This is a genomic window from Microbacterium galbum (assembly GCF_032464915.1).
Classification (GTDB): Bacteria; Actinomycetota; Actinomycetes; order Actinomycetales; family Microbacteriaceae; genus Microbacterium; species Microbacterium galbum.
On sequence record NZ_JAWDIS010000001.1, the window covers coordinates 298,874 to 324,903 of the forward strand.

25 protein-coding genes are annotated in these 26,030 nt (G+C 69.8%); 9 read left to right on the plus strand and 16 right to left on the minus strand.

Going from position 1 to position 26,030, the window contains the following annotated elements:
* Positions 1–9: 9 nt before the first annotated feature.
* Positions 10–1,674 (plus strand): Mur ligase family protein, encoded by a 1,665-nt coding sequence (locus tag RWH45_RS01470; RefSeq protein WP_315993155.1) that lies wholly within the window; start codon positions 10–12, stop codon positions 1,672–1,674.
* A gap of 281 nt (positions 1,675–1,955) precedes the next feature.
* Here RWH45_RS01470 and dxr read toward each other — a convergent pair whose 3' ends face one another.
* Positions 1,956–3,038 carry a 1-deoxy-D-xylulose-5-phosphate reductoisomerase gene (gene dxr / locus RWH45_RS01475; protein ID WP_315993156.1) on the minus strand — a complete coding sequence of 361 codons (1,083 nt, stop codon included), beginning with the start codon at positions 3,036–3,038 and terminating at the stop codon, positions 1,956–1,958.
* 80 nt (positions 3,039–3,118) lie between these two features.
* Positions 3,119–4,078 (minus strand): FKBP-type peptidyl-prolyl cis-trans isomerase, encoded by a 960-nt coding sequence (locus RWH45_RS01480; RefSeq protein WP_315993157.1) that lies wholly within the window; start codon positions 4,076–4,078, stop codon positions 3,119–3,121.
* A 209-nt stretch (positions 4,079–4,287) separates the two neighbouring features.
* Between RWH45_RS01480 and RWH45_RS01485 the strand changes: the two genes are divergently transcribed.
* The 4 genes from RWH45_RS01485 (at position 4,288) to dhaM (ending at position 7,473) form a co-directional block, all read left to right on the plus strand.
* Positions 4,288–4,989, plus strand: a complete 702-nt coding sequence (locus RWH45_RS01485; RefSeq protein ID WP_315994577.1) for a lysophospholipid acyltransferase family protein — start codon at positions 4,288–4,290, stop codon at positions 4,987–4,989.
* Between the two features lie 89 nt (positions 4,990–5,078).
* On the plus strand, positions 5,079–6,074 hold the full coding sequence (gene dhaK / locus RWH45_RS01490) for a dihydroxyacetone kinase subunit DhaK (RefSeq protein ID WP_315993158.1): 996 nt from the start codon (positions 5,079–5,081) through the stop codon (positions 6,072–6,074).
* Positions 6,071–6,715, plus strand: a complete 645-nt coding sequence (gene dhaL / locus RWH45_RS01495; protein ID WP_315993159.1) for a dihydroxyacetone kinase subunit DhaL — start codon at positions 6,071–6,073, stop codon at positions 6,713–6,715. The genes dhaK and dhaL overlap by 4 nt, the downstream gene beginning before the upstream one ends.
* Positions 6,712–7,473 (plus strand): dihydroxyacetone kinase phosphoryl donor subunit DhaM, encoded by a 762-nt coding sequence (gene dhaM / locus RWH45_RS01500; RefSeq protein ID WP_315993160.1) that lies wholly within the window; start codon positions 6,712–6,714, stop codon positions 7,471–7,473. Before dhaL ends, dhaM begins: the two co-directional genes overlap by 4 nt.
* A 39-nt stretch (positions 7,474–7,512) precedes the next feature.
* Here the strand turns inward: dhaM and RWH45_RS01505 are convergent, their stop codons facing one another.
* Positions 7,513–8,478 (minus strand): sugar-binding transcriptional regulator, encoded by a 966-nt coding sequence (locus tag RWH45_RS01505; RefSeq protein ID WP_315993161.1) that lies wholly within the window; start codon positions 8,476–8,478, stop codon positions 7,513–7,515.
* A 112-nt stretch (positions 8,479–8,590) separates the two neighbouring features.
* On the opposite strand from RWH45_RS01505, the gene RWH45_RS01510 reads away from it, so the two are divergent.
* The 3 genes from RWH45_RS01510 to glpK all read left to right on the plus strand — a co-directional run bounded on the left by RWH45_RS01510 (position 8,591) and on the right by glpK (position 12,804).
* Entirely contained in the window at positions 8,591–10,330 is a 1,740-nt protein-coding gene (locus RWH45_RS01510) for a glycerol-3-phosphate dehydrogenase/oxidase (RefSeq protein ID WP_315993162.1), read from the plus strand.
* 121 nt (positions 10,331–10,451) lie between these two features.
* Positions 10,452–11,207, plus strand: a complete 756-nt coding sequence (locus RWH45_RS01515) for an MIP/aquaporin family protein (RefSeq protein WP_315993163.1) — start codon at positions 10,452–10,454, stop codon at positions 11,205–11,207.
* Positions 11,208–11,292: 85 nt separating this feature from the next.
* On the plus strand, positions 11,293–12,804 hold the full coding sequence (glpK, locus tag RWH45_RS01520; protein WP_315993164.1) for a glycerol kinase GlpK: 1,512 nt from the start codon (positions 11,293–11,295) through the stop codon (positions 12,802–12,804).
* Positions 12,805–12,993: 189 nt separating this feature from the next.
* Here glpK and RWH45_RS01525 read toward each other — a convergent pair whose 3' ends face one another.
* Entirely contained in the window at positions 12,994–13,473 is a 480-nt protein-coding gene (locus RWH45_RS01525; RefSeq protein WP_315993165.1) for a hypothetical protein, read from the minus strand.
* 46 nt (positions 13,474–13,519) lie between these two features.
* Positions 13,520–13,990, minus strand: coding sequence for an OsmC family protein (locus RWH45_RS01530; RefSeq protein WP_315993166.1), 471 nt, complete (start codon positions 13,988–13,990; stop codon positions 13,520–13,522).
* A gap of 136 nt (positions 13,991–14,126) precedes the next feature.
* On the opposite strand from RWH45_RS01530, the gene RWH45_RS01535 reads away from it, so the two are divergent.
* Complete coding sequence (locus RWH45_RS01535) at positions 14,127–15,110, plus strand: asparaginase (protein WP_315993167.1); 984 nt, start codon at positions 14,127–14,129, stop codon at positions 15,108–15,110.
* A gap of 70 nt (positions 15,111–15,180) precedes the next feature.
* Here RWH45_RS01535 and RWH45_RS01540 read toward each other — a convergent pair whose 3' ends face one another.
* The 11 genes from RWH45_RS01540 to RWH45_RS01590 all read right to left on the minus strand — a co-directional run bounded on the left by RWH45_RS01540 (position 15,181) and on the right by RWH45_RS01590 (position 26,027).
* Positions 15,181–16,713 (minus strand): APC family permease, encoded by a 1,533-nt coding sequence (locus tag RWH45_RS01540; protein WP_315993168.1) that lies wholly within the window; start codon positions 16,711–16,713, stop codon positions 15,181–15,183.
* A 46-nt stretch (positions 16,714–16,759) separates the two neighbouring features.
* Positions 16,760–17,533, minus strand: coding sequence for a PP2C family protein-serine/threonine phosphatase (locus RWH45_RS01545; RefSeq protein WP_315993169.1), 774 nt, complete (start codon positions 17,531–17,533; stop codon positions 16,760–16,762).
* Positions 17,534–17,651: 118 nt separating this feature from the next.
* A complete protein-coding gene (locus tag RWH45_RS01550) occupies positions 17,652–18,632 on the minus strand; it encodes an aldo/keto reductase (RefSeq protein ID WP_315993170.1) in 981 nt (326 codons plus the stop codon).
* Between the two features lie 77 nt (positions 18,633–18,709).
* Positions 18,710–19,399 (minus strand): DUF5684 domain-containing protein, encoded by a 690-nt coding sequence (locus tag RWH45_RS01555; RefSeq protein ID WP_315993171.1) that lies wholly within the window; start codon positions 19,397–19,399, stop codon positions 18,710–18,712.
* A 110-nt stretch (positions 19,400–19,509) separates the two neighbouring features.
* The gene (locus tag RWH45_RS01560) at positions 19,510–20,259 is read right to left on the minus strand and encodes a YaaA family protein (protein ID WP_315993172.1); all 750 of its coding nucleotides are present in this window, start codon (positions 20,257–20,259) and stop codon (positions 19,510–19,512) included.
* A gap of 68 nt (positions 20,260–20,327) precedes the next feature.
* Positions 20,328–20,588, minus strand: coding sequence for a F0F1 ATP synthase subunit epsilon (locus RWH45_RS01565; RefSeq protein ID WP_315993173.1), 261 nt, complete (start codon positions 20,586–20,588; stop codon positions 20,328–20,330).
* Between the two features lies 1 nt (position 20,589).
* Positions 20,590–22,038: a F0F1 ATP synthase subunit beta gene (gene atpD / locus RWH45_RS01570; protein ID WP_315993174.1), complete on the minus strand. Its 1,449-nt coding sequence runs from the start codon at positions 22,036–22,038 to the stop codon at positions 20,590–20,592.
* 22 nt (positions 22,039–22,060) lie between these two features.
* Positions 22,061–22,963, minus strand: coding sequence for a F0F1 ATP synthase subunit gamma (locus RWH45_RS01575; RefSeq protein ID WP_298874924.1), 903 nt, complete (start codon positions 22,961–22,963; stop codon positions 22,061–22,063).
* A gap of 24 nt (positions 22,964–22,987) precedes the next feature.
* A complete protein-coding gene (gene atpA / locus RWH45_RS01580; protein WP_315993175.1) occupies positions 22,988–24,619 on the minus strand; it encodes a F0F1 ATP synthase subunit alpha in 1,632 nt (543 codons plus the stop codon).
* Between the two features lie 62 nt (positions 24,620–24,681).
* Positions 24,682–25,470 carry a F0F1 ATP synthase subunit delta gene (locus tag RWH45_RS01585; protein WP_315993176.1) on the minus strand — a complete coding sequence of 263 codons (789 nt, stop codon included), beginning with the start codon at positions 25,468–25,470 and terminating at the stop codon, positions 24,682–24,684.
* A complete protein-coding gene (locus tag RWH45_RS01590) occupies positions 25,470–26,027 on the minus strand; it encodes a F0F1 ATP synthase subunit B (protein ID WP_315993177.1) in 558 nt (185 codons plus the stop codon). The genes RWH45_RS01585 and RWH45_RS01590 overlap by 1 nt, the downstream gene beginning before the upstream one ends.
* Positions 26,028–26,030: the final 3 nt, after the last annotated feature.

Below are 26,030 nucleotides of genomic sequence, written 5' to 3' on the forward strand. Positions count from 1 at the left end.
ATGGACGCGATGCCCAGCGACGCCCCCTCGAACCTGCCCCCCGTCCTCCGTCCGGAGCGTCCGCCCCGCCGCGACCTCGCGGAACTGGCCCGCCGCTGGGGCGTGCGCACGGTCGGAGACGTCGACGGAACCGTCCTGACCGGCATCACGCTGGCCACCGCCGATCTGCGTGCGGGAGAGGCCTTCGTCGCGATCCGCGGAGTGAACCGGCACGGCGCCGAATTCGCGGCCACCGCGGCCGAGCGCGGCGCGGTCGCGGTCATCACCGACGACGCGGGCGCCGACATCGCCGCCCCCACCGGGTTGCCGATCGTCGTGGTCGACGACCCCCGCGCCCTGTTGGGCGACCTCTCGGCATGGGTCTACGGCACCGGCCCCGACGACGACCTCCCCCGCCTGCTGGCGACCACGGGGACCAACGGCAAGACGAGCGTCTCGCACCTGCTCGAGGGCATCCTCGGTCAGCTCGGCGTGGTGACGGGCCTGTCCTCCACCGCCGAGCGCCACATCGCGGGAGACGTGATCGTCTCGCGCCTGACCACCCCCGAGGCCTCGGAGTTCCACGCCCTGCTCGCGCTCATGCGCGAGCGCGGGGTCGAGGCGGTCGCCGTCGAGGTGAGCGCGCAGGCCCTCACCCGACACCGCGTCGACGGGCTGGTGTTCGACGTCGCCGGGTTCACCAACCTCACGCACGACCACCTCGACGACTACGCCGACATGCGCGAGTACTTCGAGGCCAAGCTGCCGCTGTTCCGCCCCGACCGCGCGCGACGCGGCGTGGTGTGCCTCGACTCCCCCGCGGGTGCGGAGATCGCGGCGCGCGCCGAGATCCCGGTCGTGACCATCGCGACGCCCGCGATCGCGCACGACCCCGCGGCGGTGGCATCCGCCGACTGGACGGTCGACATCGTCGACGAGCGCCAGGAGGGCACCGAGTTCACACTGTCCGACGGCAAGGGACGCTCGCTCACCACGGTCGTGCCCGTGATCGGTCGCCACATGGCCGCCAACGCCGGCCTCGCGATCGTCATGCTGCTCGAGACCGGCTACACGTGGGAGCACCTGTTCAGCACCCTCGACGGCGAGCACATCGACGCCGCCCTCCCGGGCCGCACGCAGCTGGTCTCGGGGGCGGAGGGCCCCGCCGTCTACGTCGACTTCGGTCACTCCCCCGACGCGTTCGAGAAGACGCTCGCCGCGGTGCGACGCGTCACGCCGGGAAAGGTCGTCATGCTCTTCGGCGCCGACGGCGACCGCGACGCGACCAAGCGCCACGACATGGGACGCACGGCCGTCGAAGGCAGCGACATCCTCGTCGTCACCGACCACCACCCCCGACACGAGAACCCGGATGCCATCCGCGCGGTGCTCGTCGAGGGCGCGCGGCGCGCGCGGCCCGACGCCGAGATCCACGAGTTCACCCCTCCGGAGCGGGCGATCCTCGAGGCCGTGAAGCTCGTCGGCGAGGGCGACGCGATCCTGTGGGCAGGGCCCGGACACCAGGACTACCGCGACGTCCGCGGCGTCCGCACGCCCTATTCGGCCCGCGAGCTGTCACGACGCGCCCTGCGCGCGGCCGGCTGGGCCGTGCCCGACCCGCAGTGGCCCGTCCCCTACCCGGCCGACAGCACGCCGTCGTCCGACCCCGAGCGCCCGGTCGACTTCCCCGCCTGACCGGGCGACGGCAGCTCATCGCCTCCCACCCGCCCCGAGGGGGCCGAGCCCGTCGAAGCCACCGGAAGCCGCGCAACTCCCTGCATCCGAGGTGGCTGAGCTCGTCGAAGCCACCGGCGCCCGCGCGCGCACGCCCGGTCCCCTCGACAGGCTCAGGGACCCCCGACCATCGCTGCACCCAAACCCCGACGCCAGGTGGCTGAGCCCGCCGAAGCCACCGCAACCCGCGTCACCCCGGTCCCTTCGACAGGCTCAGGGACCTCCGCATCCGGCGAGGGACGTCAGCGCGACGCGATGATCTCGTCGGCCGTACGGCGCGCCCACGTCTCCGCCTCGGCGAGGCTCTCGCGGGTGAGGGTCGCCGGGGGCTCGTGCCGATCGACCACGCGCTCGATGAGATCGACGATGCCGAGGAAGCTCAGCCGGCCCTCATGGAAGGCGTCGACGGCCTGCTCGTTCGCCGCGTTGAAGACCGCCGGGAACGTCGCCCCCGCGCGCCCCACGCGCTTGGCCAGAGCGACGGAGCCGAAGGCCTTCTCGTCGAGCGGTTCGAACGTCCACTGCGACGCCGTGGTCCAATCCAGCGGCGCCCCGACGCCGCCCACACGGTGCGGCCAGTCGAGGCCGAGCGAGATCGGCAGCCGCATGTCGGGCGGAGACGCCTGGGCGATCGTCGAGCCGTCCACGAACTCGACCATCGAGTGCACGATCGACTGCGGGTGCACGGTCACCGCGATGCGGTCGTAGGCGACGTCGAAGAGCAGGTGCGCCTCGATGACCTCGAGGCCCTTGTTGACGAGCGTCGCCGAGTTGGTGGTCACCACCCGGCCCATGTCCCAGGTGGGGTGGGCGAGCGCTTCGGCCGGGGTGACGGCGCCGAGCTCGTCGCGCGAACGCCCGCGGAACGGACCCCCGGATGCCGTGAGCACGAGACGGCGCACCTCGTTCGACGCTCCCGCGCGCAGCGCCTGGGCGATGGCGGAGTGCTCCGAGTCGACGGGGACGATCTGGCCCGGCGCGGCGAGCGCGGTGACGAGTTCACCGCCGACGATCAGCGATTCCTTGTTCGCCAGCGCCAGGGTGCGGCCCTCCTCGAGGGCCGCGAGGGTGGGCCCGAGACCCACCGATCCGGTGATGCCGTTCAGCACGACATCGGCGTCGACGTCGCGGACGAGCTGCTCCGCTTCGACGGCACCGAGAGCGGTGTGCTCGACGCCGAAGGTCTCGGCCTGCGCCTCGACGCCGGCGCGGTCGGTACCGGCCGCGAGACCGACGATCTCGAAGCGGTCGGCGTTGGCGCGGATGACGTCGAGCGCCTGGGTGCCGATCGAACCAGTGGAACCGAGGATGAGGACGCGGCGCATCCCGTCAGCCTACTGAGCCGCCACCCCGGGGCGTCGCGCGCCGCACGCCTTCGTGCGAGGCGCGACGCCCCGGACGTCGCTCACTGCGCGGCGGGAGCGTGCTGCACGCCGAGGATGTCGACGACGAACACGAGCGTCGAGTTCGCCGGGATCGAGCCCTGCTCCTGGTCGCCGTACCCGTCGGCGGGCGGGATGACGGCGACGACCTGCGAACCGACCGTCTGTCCCTCGAGCGCCTTCTTGAAGCCCGGGACGACCGCGGTGGTCGCGAACTGGGTCGGCGCGCCCTTGTCCCAGCTCGAGTCGAAGACGGTGCCGCCGTCGTAGAGCACACCCGTGTACTGCACGATGACGGTGTCGCCGGGGTTGACCACGTCGCCCGAGCCCTGGCGCAGGTTCTCGATGCGCGTCTCGGTGGGCGCGGGGGTGCTCGGGACGGTGACCGTGGGGGCACCGTTGTCGGCGAAGGTCACGGTCGGCATGCCGTCGGCCGGGGCGACCTCGGTGCCGTCCGCGCGCGTCGGGAGCTCCGCGATCGCGTCCGCCACCAGAACGTAGGCGGGAGAGCCTTCGCCGAGGATGCCGGCGGGGAAGGTCGAGACGGTGCGCGAGCCGACCGGCACGCACGACACGGCCGCGCCGAAGATCTGCTGGGAGTTGACGATCATGTCCATCCCGGACGGATCGGACGATAGCGAGTCCAGGACGACGTCACCCGTGCTGGCGTCGATCACCGTGTAATTGGCCTTGACGATGTCGCCGGCCTGGATCTCCTCGCCGCTGCCCTCGATCAAGGTGCTGCGCTGGATGTCGCTGGGGGCGAAGCCATCGGGGCGCGTCACGGTGACAGGGCCCTGGAAGTCGCCCGACACCTCGAGCCCCGCGGGGACGTCGCCGGTGAACGGCGTCTGGCAGGCTCCGGCATCCGGGGTCGCCGTGGCATCGGGCGTCTGCGCGTCGGTGGACGAGCCGGAGCATCCGGCCAGCAGCAGCACTGCGGCGGCGGCGACGGACAGGGAAGCGATCGGGCGAAAACGCACGGGAGACCTCTCGGAAGAAGACGGGAAGCTCCCATCCTCGCGCATCCGGCTTTGGCGCGGCTGGGAGAGCACGGCGGAAGGAGGCCGGCAGAGAGGCCGTCCGCGACGCACGCCGCCCCATGCACGCCCCGGCATGCGGCGGCTAGTAGCCTCGTCGAGTGAGTTCCGACCTGCCCGCCGAGCCCCCCGCCGCCGCTCCGCCGCAGCAGATGGGCGCGGCCTACGGACTCGGACGATTCCTCATCGCGCCCCTCGCCCGCGCCGTCTACCGGCCGCACGTCGAGGGGCGAGAGAACGTCCCGCGCACGGGTCCGGTGATCTTCGCCAGCAACCACCTGTCGTTCATCGACTCGATCGCCATCCCGGTCGCCGCTCCCCGCCCCGTGCACTTCATGGCGAAGTCGGCGTACTTCGAGAAGTGGGCCTCGCGGCAGTTCTTCACCGCCATCGGGGCGATCGCGGTCGAGCGCGGGGCCGGGCAGAAGGCCCTCGACGCCCTCGACCAGCAGCGCGTGCTCCTCGAAGACGGTCGCGCCGTCGCGCTCTACCCCGAGGGCACGCGCTCCCTCGACGGCCGGCTCTACAAGGGCCGCACGGGAGTGGCGTTCCTGGCGTTGCAGACCGGTGCACCGGTGGTCCCGGTCGGCCTCATCGGCACCGACAAGGCGATGCCGGTCGGGGCGAAGTTCCCCAGCACGAGCGAGCGCATCACGGTGCGTTTCGGCGAGCCCCTCGACCTCTCGCCGCACGGTCCCGCGACCTCGGGGCGCGCGCGACGCGGCGCCACCGACGAGATCATGGCCGCCATCCACGCCCTGAGCGGGCAGGAGCTCGCGAACGCCTACAACGAGGCCCCGGCGCAGAACCCCATCGAACGCATCAAGCAGGTCCTGCCGCACGAACGCCTCTGACGCGCCTCCTCGCCCTTGACGCGACGCCCCCCGACGACCAGGGTCGAAACCGACGGCCCGAACCGTCGGAGCCACAACGAGGAGGCATCGTGAAGAAGTTCGTCAACGACCCGGCCGATGTGCTGGCCGAGGCCCTGCGCGGTATTCAGGCGGCTCATCCCGATCTTCGCGTGGATGCCGAGAACCGCGTCATCCTGCGCGCGGAACCGACCCGCGCGGGCAAGGTGGCCCTCGTCTCGGGCGGGGGCTCCGGGCACGAGCCGATGCACGGCGGGTTCGTCGGACGCGGCATGCTCGACGCCGCCGCCGCGGGCGAGGTGTTCACCTCCCCCACCCCCGACCAGGTGCTCGCCGCCACGCAGGCCGCCGACTCGGGCGCGGGCGTCCTGCACATCGTGAAGAACTACACCGGCGACGTGCTCAACTTCGAGATGGCCGCCGAGCTCGCCGCCGCCGAGGGCGTGCAGGTCGAGTCCGTCGTCGTCGCCGACGACGTCGCCGTGCAGGACTCGACGTGGACCGCCGGCCGCCGCGGCACGGGAACCACCGTCGTCCTCGAGAAGATCGTCGGCGCCCTCGCCGAGGAGGGCGCCGATCTCGCCGCCGTCGCCGCGCTCGCGCGTCGCGTCTCGTCCGCCGGGCGCTCGATGGGCGTCGCGCTGACCAGCTGCACCGTGCCCGCAGCCGGTCGCCCCACCTTCGACCTCCCCGACGACGAGATGGAGGTCGGTGTCGGCATCCACGGCGAACCCGGCCGCTCGCGCGTGAAGCTGGCATCCGCTCACGAGGTCGCGAAGCTCATGGTCGAGCCGATCGTGCACGACTTCGGCGACGCGGTGGGGCCGGCGATCGTGCTGCTGTCGGGATTGGGCGGAACGCCGCTCATCGAGCAGTACCTCTTGTACGGCGAGATCGCGCCGCTCCTCGCCGAGGCGGGGGTCGACGTGCAGCGCGTGCTCATCGGCGACTACATCACCAGCCTCGACATGGCGGGCGCCTCGCTCACGGTCGTCAAGGCCGACGACGAGATGCTGCGCCTGTGGGACGCCCCCGTCGTCACCCCCGGCCTGCGGTGGGGCGCATGAGCGCCGCCTCCGTCACGACCGGCGACCTCGTCGCGTGGATCCGCGCCTTCCGCGACGCGGTGCAGCAGCACAAGGACGAACTGACGCGCCTCGACTCCGAGATCGGAGACGCCGACCACGGCTCGAATATGGCCCGCGGTCTCGACGCGGTCGTCGCCAAGCTCGACCCCGAGCCGTCCACTCCGACCGATCTGTTCAAGACGGTGGGCATGACCCTCGTCTCCACGGTCGGCGGGGCCAGCGGCCCGCTCTACGGCACCCTCTTCCTGCGCATGGGACCCGCCCTGGCCGAGGCCGACCCCGTGGATGCCGCAGCCCTCGGTGCGGCGCTCCGGGCCGGTGTCGAGGGCGTCATCGCCCGCGGCAAGGCCGAGGTCGGCGACAAGACCATGATCGACGCCCTCTCCCCCGCCCTCGAGGCCTGGGACTCCGCGGCGCGGGACGACGCGTCACCTGCCGCCGCCTCGCGCGCCGCCGCCGAGGCCGCCGCGCGCGGACGTGATGCGACAGAGCCGCTCGTGGCCCGCAAGGGCCGCGCGAGCTACCTCGGCGAGCGCAGTGCCGGACACCTCGACCCGGGCGCCGCCTCGGCGACGCTGCTGCTCGAGGCCCTGAGCGACACCCTGGCGGCCGCCGAGTGATCGGCATCGTCGCGGTCTCGCACAGTCGCGCCCTGGCGGAGGCCGCGGTCGAGCTCGCGCTGCAGATGGGCGGGACCGAACCCCCCGTCGTGCGCGTGGCCGCGGGCGGACCCGACGGCGACCTCGGAACGGATGCCGTGGCCATCGCCGCCGCGATCGACGAGGCGGATTCGAGCGACGGCGTGCTCGTGCTGATGGACCTGGGCTCGGCCCTCCTGAGCGCCGAGACGGCGCTTGAGTTCGTCTCCGCCCCCGACCGTGTGCGGCTCAGCCCCGCTCCGTTCGTCGAGGGTCTGGTGGCGGCGGTGGTCACGGCCGCCGGCGGGGCCGGTCTGGACGCGGTGGCCGCCGAAGTGCGCGGGGCGGGCGACGCGAAGCGGCGCCAGCTCGGCGACGACGACGCCTCGGCGTCCCCTCCGACCCCGGGGAGTTCCGCGCCGTCGACCGATGCGGGGCCTGTCGAAGATGACGCTTCCCCCGACACCGCGTCGTTCGAGGCGCAGATCGTCAACCCGTCGGGACTGCACGCCCGGCCGGCCGCGACCTTCGTGAAGGCGGCGTCGCGCTACGACGCCGACGTGCGCATCGTCGATCTCGACACCGGCGGCGACGAGGTCTCGGGGCGCAGTCTGCTCGCCCTCATGGCGCTGGGCGTGCGGCAGGGGACGCGCGTGCGCGTGAGCGCCTCCGGGCCGCAGGCGCAGCAGGCCCTCGATGAGCTGCGCGCTCTCATCGACGACGGCTTCGGCGAGCGCTGAGGCTCCCTCCGCGCCGGGGCGGCCTGGCATTCCGACCGGTCAGCGCGTGACGCTGAGCAGGCGTCGCGCGAGCGACTCCTCCACGACGAGCTCCGTCACCAGGCCCGCAGCGAGCGCCCCGCGCAGCCCGTCGAGCTTCGACAGGCTCGACACGACGCAGAAGCGCCGGGGGATGCGACGGACCGTGTCGAGATCGGGCCCGCTGGAGCGCGCGTTGAGCTCGGGGATGTCGCTCGAGCCGTCGGCACGGTAGAACACCGTCGCGCAGTCGCCGACGACGCCCTCGCGCTCGATCACCGCACGGTCGCGCTCGTCGAAGTAGTCACCGCTGTACACGTGCGAGGGCACGTCGGCGTGGGGCGAGCCGAGTCCGAAGACGAACAGACCGACGCGCTGCTGGATCTCCAGGACCGAGCGCACGGAGCGCTCGCGCCACATGGCCTGCTTCGTGCGCGGATCGTCGAAGAGCGCCGGCACCGGGAATTGGTGCACCGACGACGACCACGCCGCACCGAACTTCGACAGGATCTCCCCCGCATAGGGGATGCCGGAGGTGCGCACGTTCGCGGCGCCGTTCATCTGCACGATGTGGGTGTCGTGCACGTCCTTCTGCGGCACGTGGCGCGCCATGGCGGAGAGGGTGGATCCCCAGGCCACCCCGACCGTCATCGACGACTCGACCCGCTCGGCGAGGATGCGCGCCGCGGTGAGGGCGGTTCGCTCCAGACGCTCGGCCTCGGACGTGCGCGGGGGTGTGGGGACGATGTGCGCGGTGATGCCGAAGCGGTCCGCGATGCGCTGAGCCATCTGGCCGCGCGCGTCGTCGGGCGGACTGATCGAGATCGTGACGAGCCCCACATCGCGGGCGTGCTGCAGCAACCGCGACACCGAGGACCGCGAGACGCGCATCTCGTGCGCGATGGCATCCATCGTGAGGTCCTGCATGTAGTACAGCTGAGCCGCGCGCAGCGCGTCTCGGGAGCGCTCCTCCGCCTGCGTCGTCACTGTCTCGACACCTTCATGAACACCATTCTGCACGTTTGTTCATGGGGCTTGCAACAACGTGCAGACGAGCGCATCCTGATCGTCGTACCAACAACGAAAGGTCGCAGTCGACATGTCGTCCCCCACTTCTTCGCCCCGCGCGGATGTCCCGGCGCTCCGCCCCGACGTCCAGGCGCTCCGCGACGCCGAAGACCTCGACGTCCTGATCATCGGTGGAGGCATCAACGGCCTCGCCACCCTGCGCGACCTGGCCCTGCAGGGCGTCAGCGTCGCCCTCGTCGAGCGCGGCGACTTCGTGTCGGGTGCGTCCTCCGCCTCCAGCCACATGGTGCACGGTGGCATCCGGTACCTCGAGAACGGCGAGTTCCGTCTCGTCAAGGAAGCCGTCACCGAGCGCAACGACCTGCTCAAGACGGCCCCCCACTACGTCAAGCCGCTCGAGACGACGATCCCGATCTACAAGACGTTCTCCGGCATCCTGTCCGCCCCGTTCCGCCTGCTGGTGACGCACGGACGCGGCAAGCCCAACGAGCGCGGCGCCCTGCTGATCAAGGTCGGCCTCATCATGTACGACACCTTCTCGCGCGACGGCGGATCGGTCCCCCGGCACAAGTTCCTCGGCAAGAAGAAGTCGCTCGCCGAGCTGCCCAAGCTCAACAACGATCTCGCCTACACGGCCACCTACTTCGACGCCTCGATGCACGACCCCGAGCGCATCGCCCTCGACGTGCTGCGCGACGGCATCGAGGCGGGCGCCGGGCGCACGCAGGCGGTCAACTACGTCTCGGCCGTCGGCGCCGACGCGAACGGCGTGCGCGTGCGCGACGAGGTGTCCGGCGAGGAGTTCACCGTGAAGTCCAAGGTGATCCTGAACACCGCGGGCCCTTGGACCGACCTGGCCAACGAGGCCATGGGACTGAAGACCCAGTTCATGGGTGGCACCAAGGGCTCGCATATCGTGCTCGACAACCCCGAACTGCTCGCCGCGACCGGGGGACGCGAGATCTTCTTCGAGCACTCCGACGGCCGCATCGTCCTCATCTACCCGCTCAAGGACCGCGTCCTCGTCGGCACCACCGACATCGACGCCGACCCGTCGAAGCCCGTCGTGTGCACCGACGACGAGATCGAGTACTTCTTCGACCTCATCGGCCACGTCTTCCCGACCGTCGGCGTCGACCGCTCGCAGATCGTCTACACGTTCTCCGGCATCCGTCCGCTCCCCCGCCACGACGACACCGCACCCGGCTTCGTCTCGCGCGACTACCGCATCGTCGAGGACGAGATCGCCGGAACCCCCGCGATGAGCCTCGTGGGCGGCAAGTGGACCACCTTCCGCGCCCTCGCCGAGCACCTCAGCATGAAGACGCTGCAGAAGCTCCGTCGCCCGCACCGCGTGAGCACGCAGGGCCTGTCGATCGGCGGCGGCGCCGGCTTCCCCGCGACGCCCGAGCAGCGTCGCCGGTGGATCTCGGCGCGCACGAATGCTCACTCGGCGGAACTCGTGGATGCCATGCTCGAGCGCTACGGCACGCGGGCCGACGCGATCCTCGACGTGCTGCCGGCCGATCCGACCCCGGTCGAGGACGCCCCCGGGTACTACCGCGAAGAGCTCGAGTGGATCGCGGCGAACGAGCAGGTCGTGCACCTGATCGACGTCCTGCTGCGCCGTACCCACCTGGCCTTCGTCGGCGGCATGACCGAGCGCACGCTCCGCGAGGTCGCCGAGGCCGTGGCGGGTCCCCTCGGCTGGGACGCCGATCGCGTCGACGACGAGATCAGCCGCACCACCGAGATCCTGCGCTCCGCGCACCGGGTCGACCTGGCTCAGGCCGGGGTCGCGCGAATCTGAGAGAACGTGCGGGCGCGCCACCTGTCGCGCGCCCGCACGACGCGCATAGGTTCGGAACACCGAGCCGCATCACCGCTCGAGCCGAAGGTGGCCGGGCGAGAAAAGAAAGGTCGATGACGACATGCAAGAAGTGAACCTGGGGCTGTACTTCCTCTCGGAGGTGGTCGGAACCGCGATGCTCATCCTCTTGGGCTGCGGCGTGGTCGCCAACGTGGCCCTCGCCAAGACCAAGGGCAACGCCGGTGGCTTCCTGATGGTGAACTGGGGGTGGGGCCTCGCCGTGTTCGCCGGTGTGATCGTCTCCGCCTACTCCGGCGCGCAGCTGAACCCGGCCGTCTCGATCGGTCTGCTCGTCGCGGGCAAGATCGCTTTCGTCCAGTTCCTCGTGGCCGTGGCGGCCCAGATGGTCGGTGCGATCATCGGCGCCGTGCTCGCATGGGCGTCGTACAAGCAGCACTTCGACGACGAGCCCGACCCGGCCAACAAGTTGGGCGTGTTCTCGACCGGCCCCGCGATCCGCTCCTACGGCTTCAACTTCCTCACCGAGGTCATCGCGACCTTCGTGCTGGTCTTCGTGATCTTCGGCTTCAGCGACTACGGCGTGGCCGACATCGGCGTCCCCGGTGGTATCGGCGGACTCGCCGCTGTCCCGGTCGCCCTGCTCGTCGTCGGTATCGGCGCCTCGCTCGGTGGCCCCACCGGCTACGCGATCAACCCGGCACGTGACCTCGGCCCCCGTATCGCCCACGCCATCCTCCCCATCAAGGGCAAGGGTTCCAGCGACTGGGGCTACGCGTGGGTTCCGGTCGCCGGCCCCCTCGTGGGTGGCCTGCTCGCGGGTCTGCTGGCCCCCGTGCTCCTCAGCCTCGGCAAGTAGCACCGTCGCGGGGGCGTCGCCCGGCGCCCCCGCCTCCCCTTTCCTCTCTTCACCCGTTCACTGAACAAGACAAAGGAGTCCATCCATGGCCGACTACGTCCTCGCCATCGACCAGGGCACGACCTCGACGCGCGCGATGATCTTCGACAAGTCCGGGAGCGTCGTCTCCGTCGGACAGAAGGAGCACGAGCAGATCTTCCCGCGCGCGGGCTGGGTCGAGCACGACCCCCTCGAGATCTGGCGCAACACCCAGGAGGTGATCGGCCTCGCCCTGAGCCGCGCCGACATCACCCGCCACGACATCGCCGCCGTCGGCATCACGAACCAGCGCGAGACCGCGGTGGTCTGGGACAAGAACACCGGCAAGCCCGTCTACAACGCGATCGTGTGGCAGGACACCCGCACGCAGTCGATCGTCGACCGCCTGGCCGACGGTGACCCCGAGCGCTACAAGAGCATCGTCGGCCTTCCGCTGGCGACCTACTTCTCGGGCACCAAGATCGTCTGGATCCTCGAGAACGTCGACGGAGCCCGCGAGAAGGCGGAAGCCGGAGACATCGTCTTCGGCACGACCGACACCTGGGTGCTGTGGAACCTCACCGGCGGCATCGACGGCGGCGTGCACGCCACCGACGTCACCAACGCCAGCCGCACCCTGTTCATGGACCTCGAGACGCTCGAGTGGCGCGACGACATCCTGTCGGACTTCGGCGTGCCCCGCTCGATGATGCCCGAGATCCGCTCCTCCTCGGAGGTCTACGGCACCGTCGAGTCGTCGTCGTTGCTGCGCGAGACCCCGATCGCCGGCATCCTGGGCGACCAGCAGGCCGCGACCTTCGGTCAGGCCGCCTTCGACCCGGGCGAGAGCAAGAACACCTACGGCACCGGCAACTTCCTCATCTTCCAGACGGGCGAGGAGATCGTCCACTCGAAGAACGGTCTGCTGACGACCCTCGGCTACAAGCTCGGCGACCAGCCCGCCCGCTACGCGCTCGAGGGATCGATCGCCGTGACCGGCTCGCTCATCCAGTGGCTGCGCGACCAGCTCGGCATCATCTCCTCGGCCCCCGAGGTCGAGAAGCTCGCCGAGAGCGTCGACGACAACGGCGGCGTGTACTTCGTGCCGGCGTTCTCGGGCCTGTTCGCCCCGTACTGGCGTCCCGACGCCCGCGGCGCGATCGTCGGCATGACCCGCTACGTCAACCGGGGCCACATCGCCCGCGCGGCACTGGAGGCCACCGCCTTCCAGTCGCGCGAGGTGCTGGATGCCGTCAATGCGGATTCGGGCGTCGACCTCGCCGAGCTCAAGGTCGACGGCGGCATGACCGCCAACGACGCGCTCATGCAGTTCCAGGCCGACATCCTCGGTGTTCCGGTCGTGCGTCCGGTTGTGGCCGAGACCACCGCCCTCGGTGCCGCGTACGCCGCGGGTCTGGCCGTGGGCTTCTGGAACAACCTCGACGACCTGCGCGCCAACTGGCAGGAAGACAAGCGCTGGGAGCCGAGCATGGACGACGCGGAGCGCGAGCGCGAGCTGCGCCTGTGGAAGAAGGCCGTCACCAAGTCGATGGACTGGATCGACGACGACGTGCGCTGATCCCGCCCCCACGAACGGAACCCCGTCGGCCCCGTGCCGGCGGGGTTCCGTCGTTCCCGCCCGCCTCCCGCACGGCCCTCAGCCCACCCCCCGAAGTCCCTGAGCCCGCACCCCGAGGTCCCTGAGTCCGTCGAAGGGACCGGTCCCCTTCCCGCAGGCCGGCTGCCACGGCATCCGCACGCCGAGACCTCAGCGCCGAGGCTTGGGATAGGCCGCGCGCATCGCGTCCGACTGCAGGTAATCCGACACCCCGATGAGCAGGAGGGCGAACAGGATCTGCTCGGTCACCACCCAGAACGGGTACAGCCCGGGGATGGCCGCCAGCACGAGCGCCACCACCGGGAAGATGCGACTGAACAGCTGCAGGCGCCGGAAGGCCCAGTACCACCCCGCGTGTGCACGCCAGAGGAAGTAGAACAGCGTCGTCGTGATGCCCAGCACCACCAAACAGCGCATCCACACCGCGAATCCGACGTCCTGACCACTCAGGCTCATCCACAGCGCCACGACGACCGTCGCGACCCCGAGGACGAACCCCGCGGCGAGCAGCACCGTCATCGCGCGGAAGGCCCGGCGCACTTTCGGATCGTCGGACGCCGCGACACGATGATCGGCCTGCCGGCCCCCGGCGATCCGATCGAGACGGCGCAGGGCGGGTTCGAGCTGCATGCGCTCACTGTACGACGAGTCGCCCCGCCGCCGTCCACGGCGCCGCTCAGCCGACGGTGACCACCGGTTCGTGACGCACCGGGAAGTTGACAGAGTTCGCGATGAAACACCACTCACGGGCCTGACGGTGGGCGGCGGTGGCCGCCTCGACCATCGACTCCTCGGCGACCGTGACGCGCGGGCGCAGCACGACGTCGGTGAACGCTCCCCCGCTGTTGCCGTCCTCCTTCATCGTCCCTTCGGCGTCGTCCTCGTAGGACGTGACGACCACGCCGGTCGTGACGCACGCGTGCAGGTACGACAACAGATGGCATTCGCTCAGCGCGGCCAGCAGCAGCTCCTCCGGGTTCCACTTCGCCGGATCGCCCCGGAAGGGCGTGTCCGCGGATGCCGCGATCACGGGCTTGCCGTCGACCTGCACGGTCACGGACCGGTCGTAGTCGCGGTATCCGCTCGTCCCGGTTCCTCGGTCGCCGGTCCAGGTCGCGCGCAGGCGGTAGTGATGCTCTCCGTACATGCCCCCAGTCTGCCCCGTCCCCGCGCGCGAGTCGCCGGAATCGGTCGCCGGAAACGTGTCGGAGGCGACATATCCTGGCGACTCGCACGGGCGGCCCGACCGGGGCGGAAGGGGGTCGGCGAGATACGATCAAGGGATGCCCACCACGCCCCCCGCCTCCGTCGAACTCGCCGTCGTCGACCGCAACGGCTTCGTCGAATCACGCCACGTCGGCGTCGCCGTCGTGCTCGCTCCCGACGGCACCGAGAAGCTCGCCCTGGGCGACGTGACGGCGGCATTCCTGCCGCGCTCGAGCATGAAGCCCCTGCAGGCCCTCGCGTGCCTGTCCGCGGGAGCCGATCTCGCCGACGAGCGCCTCGCGATCTCCATGGCCAGCCACTGCGGCACCGACCGCCACGCCCAGCTGGCGCGCGACATCCTGCAGTCGGCCGGGCTCACCGAGGACGACCTGGGCTGCCCCGCGGCCTGGCCCACCGACACGGCGTCGCGTGATGAGCTCGTCCGCGATCACGGCGCCCCCTCCCCGCTGCGCATGAACTGCTCGGGAAAGCACGCCGCGATGCTGCTGACGTGCGTGGCCAACGGGTGGTCGACGGCCGACTACCTCGACCCGCAGCACCCTCTGCAGATGCACATCCGCGAGGTGCTCGAGCGCCTCGTCGGCGAGCGCATGACCACGACGGCGATCGACGGCTGCGGCGCCCCCGTCTACGCGATGAGCCTGGTGGGTCTCGCGCGCGCCATCCAGCGCATCGCAACCTCCTCGGAGCGCTCGCCCTTCGCCCTGCACCGCAGCGCGGGAGCGCTCGTCCGCGCCGTCAAGGAGCACCCCTGGACCGTCGACGGCCCGGGTCGTCCCGACACCATCGTGATCGAACGACTCGGCGTGTTCTCCAAGATGGGCGCCGAAGGCGTCCAGGTCATGACGGCGCCCGATGGAACGACCGTCGCCCTGAAGATGCTCGACGGCTCCAACCGTGCGGGCTGGGCGGTGGCCCTGCGCCTGCTGGAGCGGGCCGGGGCCCTGTCCACCGAGGCCGTCGATGAGACGCTGGCGCTCCTGCCCCTCACGGTGTCAGGCGGCGCGGGTGTCGTCGGCTCGATCCGCGCCGTGGTCTGATCCATCGGCGCGCCGGGCGGGCATGTCCTTCGCCGCCCGACCGCCCGCGTGAGCGGCCCGGCTGCGCGCCTCAGATCCCGCCGTCGACCGACCGCGGATAGGCGATCGGCTCGTCCGGGACGAGCACCTCGGTCTCTCGGTTGAGACTCTCGCGACGGAAGAACGGCTTCGAGCCGGGGAACGCGAACCACACCACCATGAGCACCACGCCGACGGCGAGGGCCCCGATGCCGACGACGAAGGTGCCCCCGACGCCGAACAGCACCGTGTAGCCGTACTCGGGGTCGTACATGTCGATGGCCGACTGGACGAATGCGTATGTCAGCATCAGGGCCCCGAGCAGCGGCAGGATGCCGCGATAGACGAGGTTCTTGCCCGACGAGAACAGTTCACGACGGTAGTACCAGACGCAGGCGTACCCGGTCATGGCGTAGTAGAACGCGATCGCGAGTCCGAGCGACAGGATCGAGTCCTGCAGGATGTTGTCGCTGATGAGCGTCATCCCCACGTAATAGACGCTCGCCACGATCCCCATGACCAGGGTCGAGAACGACGGCGTCTTGTAGCGCGGGTGCACCGACCGGAACCGCGCCGGCAGCGCCTTGTAGGCCGCCATCGCGAGCGTCCCGCGAGCGGTGGGGAGGATGGTCGTCTGCGTCGATGACACCGCCGAGATGAGCACGGCGACGATGAGCACCCACCCGAACGGTCCGAACAGCCCGTCCTTCAGCGCCAGGAACACGTCGTCCGCGTTCTCGGGGTTCGCAAGCCCCGAGCCGTCCTCCCCCACTCCGGCGTACATCATCGCGGCGACGGTCACGGTGACGTAGGTCCCGAGCAGGATGACGGTGGTCAGCAGCGCCGCGCGGCCCGGAATGCGCTTCGGGTCCTTCGTCTCCTCGTTCAGCGCGAGGCAGGTGTCCCACCCCCAGTAGATGAACAGCGCCAGCAGCACCGCCTCGGTGAAGCCACTCCAGTCGGTGAAGCCCAGCGGGTTGAACCACGCGATGTCGAAGGGGGTGGGGTTCGGCGCCGTGCCGTCGAAGAACTTCCACAGCGCGAGCACGACGAACAGGGCGAGCACGAGGTACTGCACGCCGAGCAGGATGTTCTGGATCCGTTCGCCGATCTCGACGCCCCGGTAGCTGATGTAGGTCATCGCGGCGATGAACGCGACACCGGTCGCGGTCACGAGCGGCACGTTATCGGCGAGCGAGCCGTCGCCGATGAGCGACCAGAGGTAGATGCCGGCGATCTGCGAGAGATTGGCGAGCACGACCATGCCGGCCACGGCCACTCCCCAGCCGCCCATCCATCCGATCCACGGGCCGAAGGCCTTGGTCCCCCAGGTGAAGGTCGTTCCGCAATCCGGGATCTCGTTGTTCAGCTCACGGTAGGCGAAGGCGATGAACAGCATCGGCACGAATGCGATGACGAAGGCGATGGGCGCCTGCGCACCGACGGCCAGGACGACGAAACCGAGGGTGGCGACGAGGGAATAGACGGGGGCGGTGGATGCCAGACCGATCACGGTCGAGCCCCACAGGCCCAGCGTTCCGGAGGCGAGGCCCTTACCGGCCGTCCGTTCGGGTGCGGAGGTCATATGCCGAACGTAGAATCCGCGCCCAGGCGCGGTCAAGAGCGGATTCTCAGGCGGAGCGGCGCGCGACGTCGAGGACGACGATGGTCACGTTGTCTCGGCCGCCGTTCTCGAGCGCGGCGGCCATCATGGCGTCGACCGCTGCCGCGGGGTCGGCGTTGGCCGCGAGGAAGTGACGGATGCCGAAATCGGTGAGCTCCTTCGTCAGACCGTCGGAGCAGACCACGAATCGGTCGCCGTCGAGCACGTCGAGACGCAGGTAGTCGGGCTTGACGCTGTCGCTCGGTCCGACGGCGCGCGTGATGACGTTGCCGTAGGGGTGGTTCTCGGCCTCTTCGGGGCTGAGTCGGCCGGCCGCGATGAGCTCCTGCACCACCGAGTGGTCGGTGGTCACCTGGACGATCTCTTCATCTCGGACCAGGTATACGCGGGAGTCCCCGATGTTGAGGGTCACCCAGTGCGGTTCCTCGGTGTGCGTCTCGAGATAGAGGCCCGTGAGGGTCGTCCCCGTCCCCTCGTCCGTCGTCTCGGGATGCGCCACGATGTCCTTCACGGCGCGGGAAAGGGCCTTCTCGATGTTCTTCGTCGAGACCGCACCCGACTCGACGACGGCGCGCAGACGGTCGACGGTACTGGCACTGGCGATCTCGCCGCCGAGGTGGCCGCCCATTCCGTCGGCGACGATGAAGAGAGGGTATTCCGCGAGGAACGCGTCTTGATTGACTTCGCGGCGACGCCCCGTGTCGGTGCTCGCCGCCCAGCGCAGTTCGAGAGAGCCGTCGCCGAGAGGGACGGTACGCGTGTGGGTGGTCACCTCGGGCACGAATGATCCTCCGGTTGGCCGACAGCTGCGCCGGCGGAACCGCGCGGCCCTGTCATCCTAGTCGACACGCGAGCATCGCCAGCGGACGCGCCGGAGCGCCCCCTCCCCCGTGCCGCGTTCATCCCGCGGCGGGATCGGCCGGCAGCCCCAGGATGCCGTCGAGCTCGGCGAGATCATCGACGCTCGGCGACCACGCCGTGGCGGCGGCGGCGTTCGAGCGCACCTGCGCCGCGCTGGTGGCTCCGGCGATGACGCTGGAGACGAGCGGGTTCGCGAGGAACCACCCGAACGTCGCCTCGAGCATCGAGATCCCCCGCGCGTCGCAGTATGCCTGGTACCGCTCGAGGGCGTCCCACGGCGCGTCGCGCCAGAGGTGCGGGCGCTGGCGCATGATGCGGCTGTCGTCCGGACCGCCCTCGCGCGTGAACTTCCCGGTGAGCAGGCCGTTGTGCAGCGGGAAGAAGGGGAGGAAGCCGAGGCCGAAGCGGCGGGCGGCGGGGAGCACCTCGCGCTCGGCCGCTCGCGCGAGGAGGCTGTACTGGTTCTGCGCCGACACGAACCGGACGCCCGCCGCCGCGGCATCCGCCTCGGCGATCTGCCAACCCGAGAAGTTCGAATGACCGATGTATCGGATCTTGCCTTCGCGGACGAGATCCGCGAGCGCGTCCAGCGTCTCGTCGACGGGCGTCTCGGGATCGGGCGTGTGCATCTGATAGAGGTCGATCCAGTCGGTGCGCAGGCGCCGCAGCGAATCCTCGACGGCGCGCCGGATGTGCGCCCGTGAGCCCTTCGCGCCGCCGACGATCGCCGGCGCGAAGTCCGCGTGGCCGAATTTGGTCGCGAGGACGACCCGGTCGCGGCGCCCCTCCAGCGCCTCGCCCATGAGCGTCTCGGACAGGCCGAAGGAGCGGCCGTAGATGTCGGCCGTGTCGAGGAACGTGACGCCCGCATCGAGGGCGGCGTCGAGGACGTTCCGCGTCCCCTCGAGCGTTTCGGTGGGCGTACCCACACGACCGAAGTTGTTGCACCCGAGGCCGACGGCGGACACCCGAAGTCCTGAGCGGCCGACGGGGCGAAGGGGCAGATCGGTGGGGGTCATGACTCCACGCTATCCCCGTGACGACACGAGGGGCTCCCCGCACACGGCGGAGAGCCCCTCGACGATCCGGTCGGAGATCAGACCTGCGGACCGGCCGGGGGTGCCGGCGGCGGCGGCGTGCTGCCCGAGGCGGGCGGCGTCTGCGGCGGCGCGTACCCGGGGGCCGCCGGCGGGGCGTAGCCCTGCGCGGGAGGAGCGACCGGCGCCCCGTATCCGCCGCCGTTCTGACCCTGGACGTTCTGCGCGGGCTGCGCGGGGATGCCGTTCCAGAACGTCTTGTCAGCGAGGAACGACGAGCCCCACGGCGACGGCGAGGCGGCGGCGGGGTTCCACCGGTTGCTGCTGAAGCCGAGGATGCCGAGGAAGATCCACTGACCGAGAGGGCCGAGCAGGAACAGCAGCAGAATGGGCCAGTCGCGTCCGAACTTGGCGGCCACCCGGTACGAGATCATGATCAGCGCGACGACGATCGCGAGACCGGCGAGGAAGTTCAGGATCGGAATGGCGGAGGCCACGGCAAGACCCAGAAGGATCCACGGCGAGAAGTCACCCAGCTTGGCGTAGACGAGGGCGTTGTAGACGGGGACCCAGGCGCGCCACTTGCCCTGGACACCGGCCTTCTCGAAGACCTTCATGAGCAGGAACGAGCTGATGAGGTAGCCCAAGATGCTGAACAGGAAGATGAAGAGGTACACCACGGCCAGAACCGCCGCCTCGCCGGCACTGGTCGTCCCGTAGTCGGAGTAAGCGAGATTTGAGATGTTCACGTCGATCCTCTCGAGCGGCCCCCGCGGTCACGAGAGCCGGCGGGCGTCTCCCGCGCGTGTCATGCTAGCGAACCTGAGTGTTCGCTGACATCCCCTCGTCGACATCCGTCTCAGACTGCTAGGAGCAACTCCCGTTCACCGGACGGCCGCACCGTCCACCCGTTCTTCCTCGCCCACCCGAGGAAGTCCTCGCGGCTGGACAGCTCCGCCCCGCTCGACGCCAACGCGCGGACGAGCTCGCCTTTCGCGTGCTTGTTGAAGTGGTTCAGAGCGCGGACGGCGCCTCCCTCCCCCTCCGTGACCACGCGTACGTACGCCGACGACATGCCCTCGGGTACAGGCCCCAGCGCCACGTACGCCTCCGAACGAAGGTCGAGGACGAACGACGCACCGGCGTCGGCGAGAGCCTCGCCGACGGCGCCGGCCCAAACACGGCGCAGTGCCGGCAGAGCGGGAATCGAGGTCCCCGCCGCGAGGCGATAGGCGGGGATGCCGTCGAGAGCACCCACCGGACCGAAGGGCGCGGAATGGATGACGACGTGCTCCGCGAGCCAGCCGCGGGCGTCGTCGTCGAGACTTCCGGCATCCAGGGCGTCGAAGAGCACCCCGGTGTAGCGATCGACGGCGGGCAGGGTGGGCGCCGACCGAAGCGCGGCATTGTCGGCGATCTCGTGCCGACGCTTCGGGCTGAGCTTCAGCACGCGCGCCGCCGTGTCTTCGTCGGCGCTCAGAGCGACGAGGGCGTCGAGCACGCTCTCGCGCTGCGGCAGGAGCGACGGCGCCCACAACGACGCGAGCGACAACGGAGCACCGTCGCCGCCCGGTTTCTTGGTCTCGGACGGCGGCAGCAGGACGAGCATGGATCCTCCCGGAAAAGGCGACGCGCGCCGCCCGATATCGGGCGACGCGCGTCAGCGATGAAGCGGTGTCAGGAGACGAGGGCTGCGTTCCCGGCGACGATCGTCACTTCGTCGTTCGCCATCGAGAGGAAGCCGTCCTCGGCGTTGGCCAGGATCTTCGTGCCGTCGGCGCGGGTGATGCGCACCTCGCCCTGGGCGAGGATCGCGAGCACCGGCTCATGCCCCTGCATGAAGCCGATCTCACCCTCGACGGTCTTGGCCACGACGAGCGTGGCCTCCCCCGTCCACACCTCGGCGTCTGCCGACACCAGGCTCACGCGCAACGACATGTCAGCCGTTCTCCTTCTGGATCTGCGCCCACTTGGCCTCGACGTCGGAGATGCCACCGACGTTGAAGAACGCCTGCTCGGCGACGTGGTCGAAGTCGCCCTTGACGATCGCGTCGAACGACTCGATGGTCTCCTTGATCGGCACCGTGGAGCCCTCGACGCCGGTGAACTTCTTCGCCATGTAGGTGTTCTGCGAGAGGAACTGCTGGATGCGACGTGCACGCGACACGACGATCTTGTCTTCCTCGGAGAGCTCATCGACACCGAGGATGGCGATGATCTCCTGCAGTTCCTTGTTCTTCTGCAGGATCTGCTTCACGGCGGTGGCCACGCGGTAGTGGTCGGCACCGATGTAGCGCGGATCGAGGATGCGGCTCGTCGACGTCAGGGGGTCGATGGCCGGGTACAGACCCTTCGACGCGATCTCACGCGAAAGCTCGGTGGTGGCGTCGAGGTGGGCGAACGTGGTCGCCGGAGCCGGGTCGGTGTAGTCGTCGGCGGGGACGTAGATCGCCTGCAGCGAGGTGATCGAGTGACCGCGCGTCGAGGTGATGCGCTCCTGGAGCACACCCATCTCGTCAGCCAGGTTCGGCTGGTATCCCACGGCAGAAGGCATGCGACCCAGCAGGGTCGAGACCTCGGAGCCGGCCTGCGTGAAGCGGAAGATGTTGTCGATGAAGAGCAGCACGTCCTGCTTCTGCACGTCGCGGAAGTACTCCGCCATCGTCAGCGCCGACAGGGCGACGCGCAGACGCGTCCCCGGCGGCTCGTCCATCTGGCCGAACACGAGGGCGGTCTTGTCGAAGACGCCCGCCTCTTCCATCTCGCCGATCAGGTCGTTGCCCTCACGGGTGCGCTCGCCGACACCGGCGAACACCGAGACACCACCGTGGTCCTGCGCGACGCGCTGGATCATCTCCTGGATGAGGACCGTCTTGCCGACGCCCGCACCACCGAAGAGACCGATCTTTCCACCCTGCACGTAGGGGGTCAGGAGGTCGATCGACTTGATGCCGGTCTCGAACATCTCGGTCTTGGACTCGAGCTGGTCGAAGCTCGGCGCCTTGCGGTGGATGCCCCAGCGCTCGGTGACCTCGATGGTCTCGCCCGGAGCGGCGTTCAGCACCTGACCGGTGACGTCGAACACCTTGCCCTTGGTCACGTCTCCGACGGGCACCGAGATGGGGCCGCCGGTGTCGCGGACGTCCTGACCGCGGACCATGCCGTCGGTGGGCTTGAGCGAGATGGCGCGGACGAGGTCGTCACCGAGGTGCTGAGCGACCTCGAGGGTGATCTCGGTCGACTCGTCACCGATGGTGATCGTGGTCTTCAACGCGTTGTAGATCTCGGGGATCGCGTCATGCGGGAACTCGATGTCGACGACCGGGCCGGTGACGCGCGCGACGCGTCCGACGACGGCCGCGTCGGTCTTCTCGGCGGTGAGGCTCATGGCTTCTTCTCTCCTTGGGAACTTACTTGCCGGATGCCAGGGCATCGGCGCCGCCGACGATCTCGGCGATCTGCTGCGTGATCTCCGCCTGGCGCGCGTTGTTGCGCAGGCGGGTGTAGTCGGTGATGAGCTTGTCGGCGTTGTCACTGGCCGACTTCATGGCCTTCTGGGTCGCGGCGTGCTTGGCGGCCGACGACTGCAGCAGGGCGTTGAAGATACGGCTCTGGACGTACGTCGGCAGGAGCGCGTCGAGAACGGTCTCGGCGTCCGGCTCGAACTCGTAGAGCGGGTAGACCTCGGACTGCGCGGGAGCCTCATCGGCCTCGAGCACCTCGAGCGGGAGCAGGCGCACGGACTCCGGCGACTGCGTCATCATGCTGACGAAGCGGTTGTAGACGAGGTGGATCTCGTCGACGCCGCCCTCGTTCTCCCCGCCTGCGCGGTACGCCTCGATCACGGCATCCGAGATCTCTTCGGCGGTCGAGAACTGCGGGGTGTCGGTGTCGCCGACCCACTGGGCGACGCTCGGCATGCGACGGAACTGGAAGTATCCGACGGCCTTGCGTCCGACCAGGTAGTAGACGACCTCTTTGCCCTGCGAGCGGAGCAGCTCGGCCAGCTCGAGACCCTCACGGAGGATCTGCGAGTTGAACGCGCCGGCGAGGCCGCGGTCGGACGTGAAGATGACGACGGCCGACCGACGGATGTTCTCGCGCTCGGTCGTCAGCGGGTGATCGACGGAGGAGTGCGTGGCGACCGCCGAGACGGCGCTCGTGACGGCCCGCGCGAAGGGCGATGCCGCGCGCACACGCGCCATCGCCTTCTGGATGCGCGAAGCCGCGATGAGCTCCATCGCCTTGGTGATCTTCTTGGTCGTCTGAGCAGAACTGATCTTCTGCTTATAGACCCGCAGTTGTGCGCCCATGATTCCGTTCTCGTGTCGTCGCTATCAGCGACGGCCCTTGACGATCCGCTCCTGGTTGACGTCCTCCGCCTCGGCGGCGTCGACCTTCTCGGCGCCGACGACGCTCTGGTCCTTGCCGGGCTGGAATTCCTTGGAGAACGCGTCGATCTTCTGCTCCAGCTCCGCGAGCGTGTCGTCACCGAGCACGTTGGTCTCGCGCAGAGTGTCGAGCACGGTCGAGTTGCGGCGCAGGTAGTCGAGCAGTTCGCGCTCGAAGCGCAGCACGTCGGAGACCTCGACCGCGTCGAGCTTGCCGTTGGTGCCGGCCCAGATCGAGACGACCTGCTCCTCGACGGGGTACGGCGAGTACTGCGGCTGCTTGAGCAGCTCGGTGAGGCGCGCACCGCGGGCGAGCTGACGACGCGAGGCCGCGTCGAGGTCGCTCGCGAACATCGCGAAAGCCTCGAGCGAGCGGTACTGCGCGAGCTCCAGCTTCAGCGTTCCGGAGACCTTCTTGATCGACTTGACCTGAGCGTCACCGCCGACGCGCGAGACCGAGATACCCACGTCGACCGCGGGGCGCTGGTTGGCGTTGAAGAGGTCGGACTGCAGGAAGATCTGGCCGTCGGTGATCGAGATCACGTTGGTCGGGATGTACGCCGAGACGTCGTTGGCCTTGGTCTCGATGATGGGCAGACCCGTCATCGAGCCGGCGCCGAGCTCGTCGGAGAGCTTCGCGCAACGCTCGAGCAGACGCGAGTGCAGGTAGAAGACGTCGCCGGGGTACGCCTCGCGGCCCGGCGGGCGACGCAGCAGGAGCGACACGGCGCGGTAGGCCTCGGCCTGCTTCGACAGGTCGTCGAAGATGATCAGGACGTGCTTGCCCTCGTACATCCAGTGCTGGCCGATGGCCGAACCGGTGTAGGGCGCGAGGTACTTGAAGCCGGCGGGGTCGGACGCGGGGGCCGCGACGATGGTGGTGTAGTCCATCGCACCGGCGTCCTCGAGCGCGCCCTTCACCGAAGCGATGGTCGAGCCCTTCTGGCCGATGGCGACGTAGATGCAGCGAACCTGCTTGTTGACGTCGCCCGACTCCCAGTTGGCCTTCTGGTTGATGATCGTGTCGATCGCGATGGCCGTCTTGCCGGTCTGACGGTCGCCGATGATGAGCTGACGCTGGCCGCGGCCGACGGGGATCATGGCGTCGATGGCCTTGATGCCGGTCTGCAGGGGCTCGTGCACGCTCTTGCGCTGCATCACGCCGGGAGCCTGGAGCTCGAGCGCGCGACGACCCGAGGTCGCGATCTCACCGAGACCGTCGATCGGGTTGCCGAGCGGGTCGACCACGCGACCGAGGTAGCCCTCGCCCACGCCGACCGAGAGCACCTCACCCGTGCGGGTGACGCTCTGGCCCTCTTCGATGCCGGAGAACTCGCCGAGCACGACGACACCGACCTCGTTCTCGTCGAGGTTCTGGGCGAGGCCGAGCGTGCCGTCCGCGAAGCGGATGAGCTCGTTGGCCATGACGCCGGGGAGTCCCTCGACGTGGGCGATGCCGTCGGCCGCGTCGACGACGGCGCCGACCTCGGTCGCCGCGGCGCCGGTGGGCTCGTAGGCGTTGACGAAGTCCTTCAGCGCGTCACGAATGACGTCGGGGCTGATAGAGAGATCTGCCATTGTCTTCCTTCGTTCGTGGGGCCCTCGGCCCCCAAGATCACGCCCGCTCGGGCGGAAAGTCTTCAGCCGGCGATCCGCTGGCGGAGGTCGGCGAGACGTGCGGACACGCTCGCGTCGATGACGTCGTCGGCGACCTGCACGCGCAGACCACCCAGCACGGTCGGGTCGATCACGGTGTTCAGCGTGACAGCCGAGCCGTAACGTGCGCTGAGAGCGTTCTGCAGACGGGTCTGCTGGTCGGCGCTCAGCGGTGCGGCGGCGGACACGGTGGCCACGATGCGCGATCGCTGATCGGCCACGATGCGCTCCGCGCGGCGGAGCAGGGCACGGACCCGACGACCGCGCGCGTGCTCGACGAGCGACGACACGATCAGGGCGGTGCCGGCGCTCGCGCGCCCACCGAGGAGGGTCGAGACGAGCGTGCCCTTCGCCGACGCGTCGCCGAGACGACCGCCGAGCGCGAGCTCCAATTCGCCGTTGGAGGCGACGGTGCGCGAGAACGAGAAGAGCTCGGCCTCGATGTCACCGGTCTCGGCGACCGAGGTGGCCCGCACAGCGAGCTCCTCGAGTCCCTCCACGAACTCCGCGGCGCTGGACCAGCGCTGCTGAGCGGCGCGCGAGAGCAGCTCCACCGTGGCAGGCCGGTACGACGGACCGAACACGGCGGAGACGAGCCCCGCCCGGGCTTCCGCCGGCACCGACGAGTCGGACAGCGCGCCGCTCAGCTGCGCCGATCCGCTCACGGCGGCCACGGCAGCGAACAGCTCGCGTGCGACGTCGAGATCGACACCCGACGCGGAGGCCAGGGCCTCCGACGTCGCGGTCCGGGCCTGAGTGGTCGCGCTGCCCATTACTTGGCCGCCTTCTCGGAGGCCTCGAGCTCGGCGAGGAAGCGGTCGACCACGGCGTTGGCGCGCGCGTCGTCCGACAGGGTCTCACCGATCACGTTGCCGGCGAGGTCGACCGCGAGGGTACCGACCTCGGAGCGCAGCTGCACGAGGGCCGTCTGACGCTCGGCCTCGATCTGCGCGTGCGCGCTGGCGGTGATGCGGGCTGCCTCGGACGCAGCGGTCTCCTTGGCCTCGGCGACGATCTTACGACCGTCCTGGGTTGCGGACTCGCGGATCTCACCGGCTTCGCGGCGCGCCTCGGCGAGCTGCGCGGTGTACTCCTCGAGTGCGGCCTCGGCCTGTCGCTGAGCCTCGTCGGCCTTGGCGATGTTGCCCTCGATGGCAGCACTGCGCTCGTCGAGCAGCTTCGCCATCCGCGGCAGGGCCACACGCCACACCACGAAGATGATGACGACGAAGCACACGGCCGACCAGATGATGTCGTACCACGCCGGGATCAGCGGGTTGTGCGCCTCTCCCGCGGGCTCCGCGGCGAGTGTGACAAGAGCGTTCAGCATCCT

Coding starts and splice junctions, on each gene's coding strand:
- RWH45_RS01470 (WP_315993155.1), top strand. CDS start 10: ATGCCCAGCGACGCCCCCTCGAACCTGCCCCCCGTCCTCCGTCCGGAG.
- dxr (WP_315993156.1), bottom strand. CDS start 3,038: ATGCGCCGCGTCCTCATCCTCGGTTCCACTGGTTCGATCGGCACCCAG.
- RWH45_RS01485 (WP_315994577.1), top strand. CDS start 4,288: ATGGGCGCGGCCTACGGACTCGGACGATTCCTCATCGCGCCCCTCGCC.
- dhaL (WP_315993159.1), top strand. CDS start 6,071: ATGAGCGCCGCCTCCGTCACGACCGGCGACCTCGTCGCGTGGATCCGC.
- RWH45_RS01510 (WP_315993162.1), top strand. CDS start 8,591: ATGTCGTCCCCCACTTCTTCGCCCCGCGCGGATGTCCCGGCGCTCCGC.
- RWH45_RS01515 (WP_315993163.1), top strand. CDS start 10,452: ATGCAAGAAGTGAACCTGGGGCTGTACTTCCTCTCGGAGGTGGTCGGA.
- glpK (WP_315993164.1), top strand. CDS start 11,293: ATGGCCGACTACGTCCTCGCCATCGACCAGGGCACGACCTCGACGCGC.
- RWH45_RS01525 (WP_315993165.1), bottom strand. CDS start 13,473: ATGCAGCTCGAACCCGCCCTGCGCCGTCTCGATCGGATCGCCGGGGGC.
- RWH45_RS01530 (WP_315993166.1), bottom strand. CDS start 13,990: ATGTACGGAGAGCATCACTACCGCCTGCGCGCGACCTGGACCGGCGAC.
- RWH45_RS01535 (WP_315993167.1), top strand. CDS start 14,127: ATGCCCACCACGCCCCCCGCCTCCGTCGAACTCGCCGTCGTCGACCGC.
- RWH45_RS01540 (WP_315993168.1), bottom strand. CDS start 16,713: ATGACCTCCGCACCCGAACGGACGGCCGGTAAGGGCCTCGCCTCCGGA.
- RWH45_RS01550 (WP_315993170.1), bottom strand. CDS start 18,632: ATGACCCCCACCGATCTGCCCCTTCGCCCCGTCGGCCGCTCAGGACTT.
- RWH45_RS01560 (WP_315993172.1), bottom strand. CDS start 20,259: ATGCTCGTCCTGCTGCCGCCGTCCGAGACCAAGAAACCGGGCGGCGAC.
- RWH45_RS01565 (WP_315993173.1), bottom strand. CDS start 20,588: ATGTCGTTGCGCGTGAGCCTGGTGTCGGCAGACGCCGAGGTGTGGACG.
- atpD (WP_315993174.1), bottom strand. CDS start 22,038: ATGAGCCTCACCGCCGAGAAGACCGACGCGGCCGTCGTCGGACGCGTC.
- RWH45_RS01575 (WP_298874924.1), bottom strand. CDS start 22,963: ATGGGCGCACAACTGCGGGTCTATAAGCAGAAGATCAGTTCTGCTCAG.
- atpA (WP_315993175.1), bottom strand. CDS start 24,619: ATGGCAGATCTCTCTATCAGCCCCGACGTCATTCGTGACGCGCTGAAG.
- RWH45_RS01585 (WP_315993176.1), bottom strand. CDS start 25,470: ATGGGCAGCGCGACCACTCAGGCCCGGACCGCGACGTCGGAGGCCCTG.
- RWH45_RS01590 (WP_315993177.1), bottom strand. CDS start 26,027: ATGCTGAACGCTCTTGTCACACTCGCCGCGGAGCCCGCGGGAGAGGCG.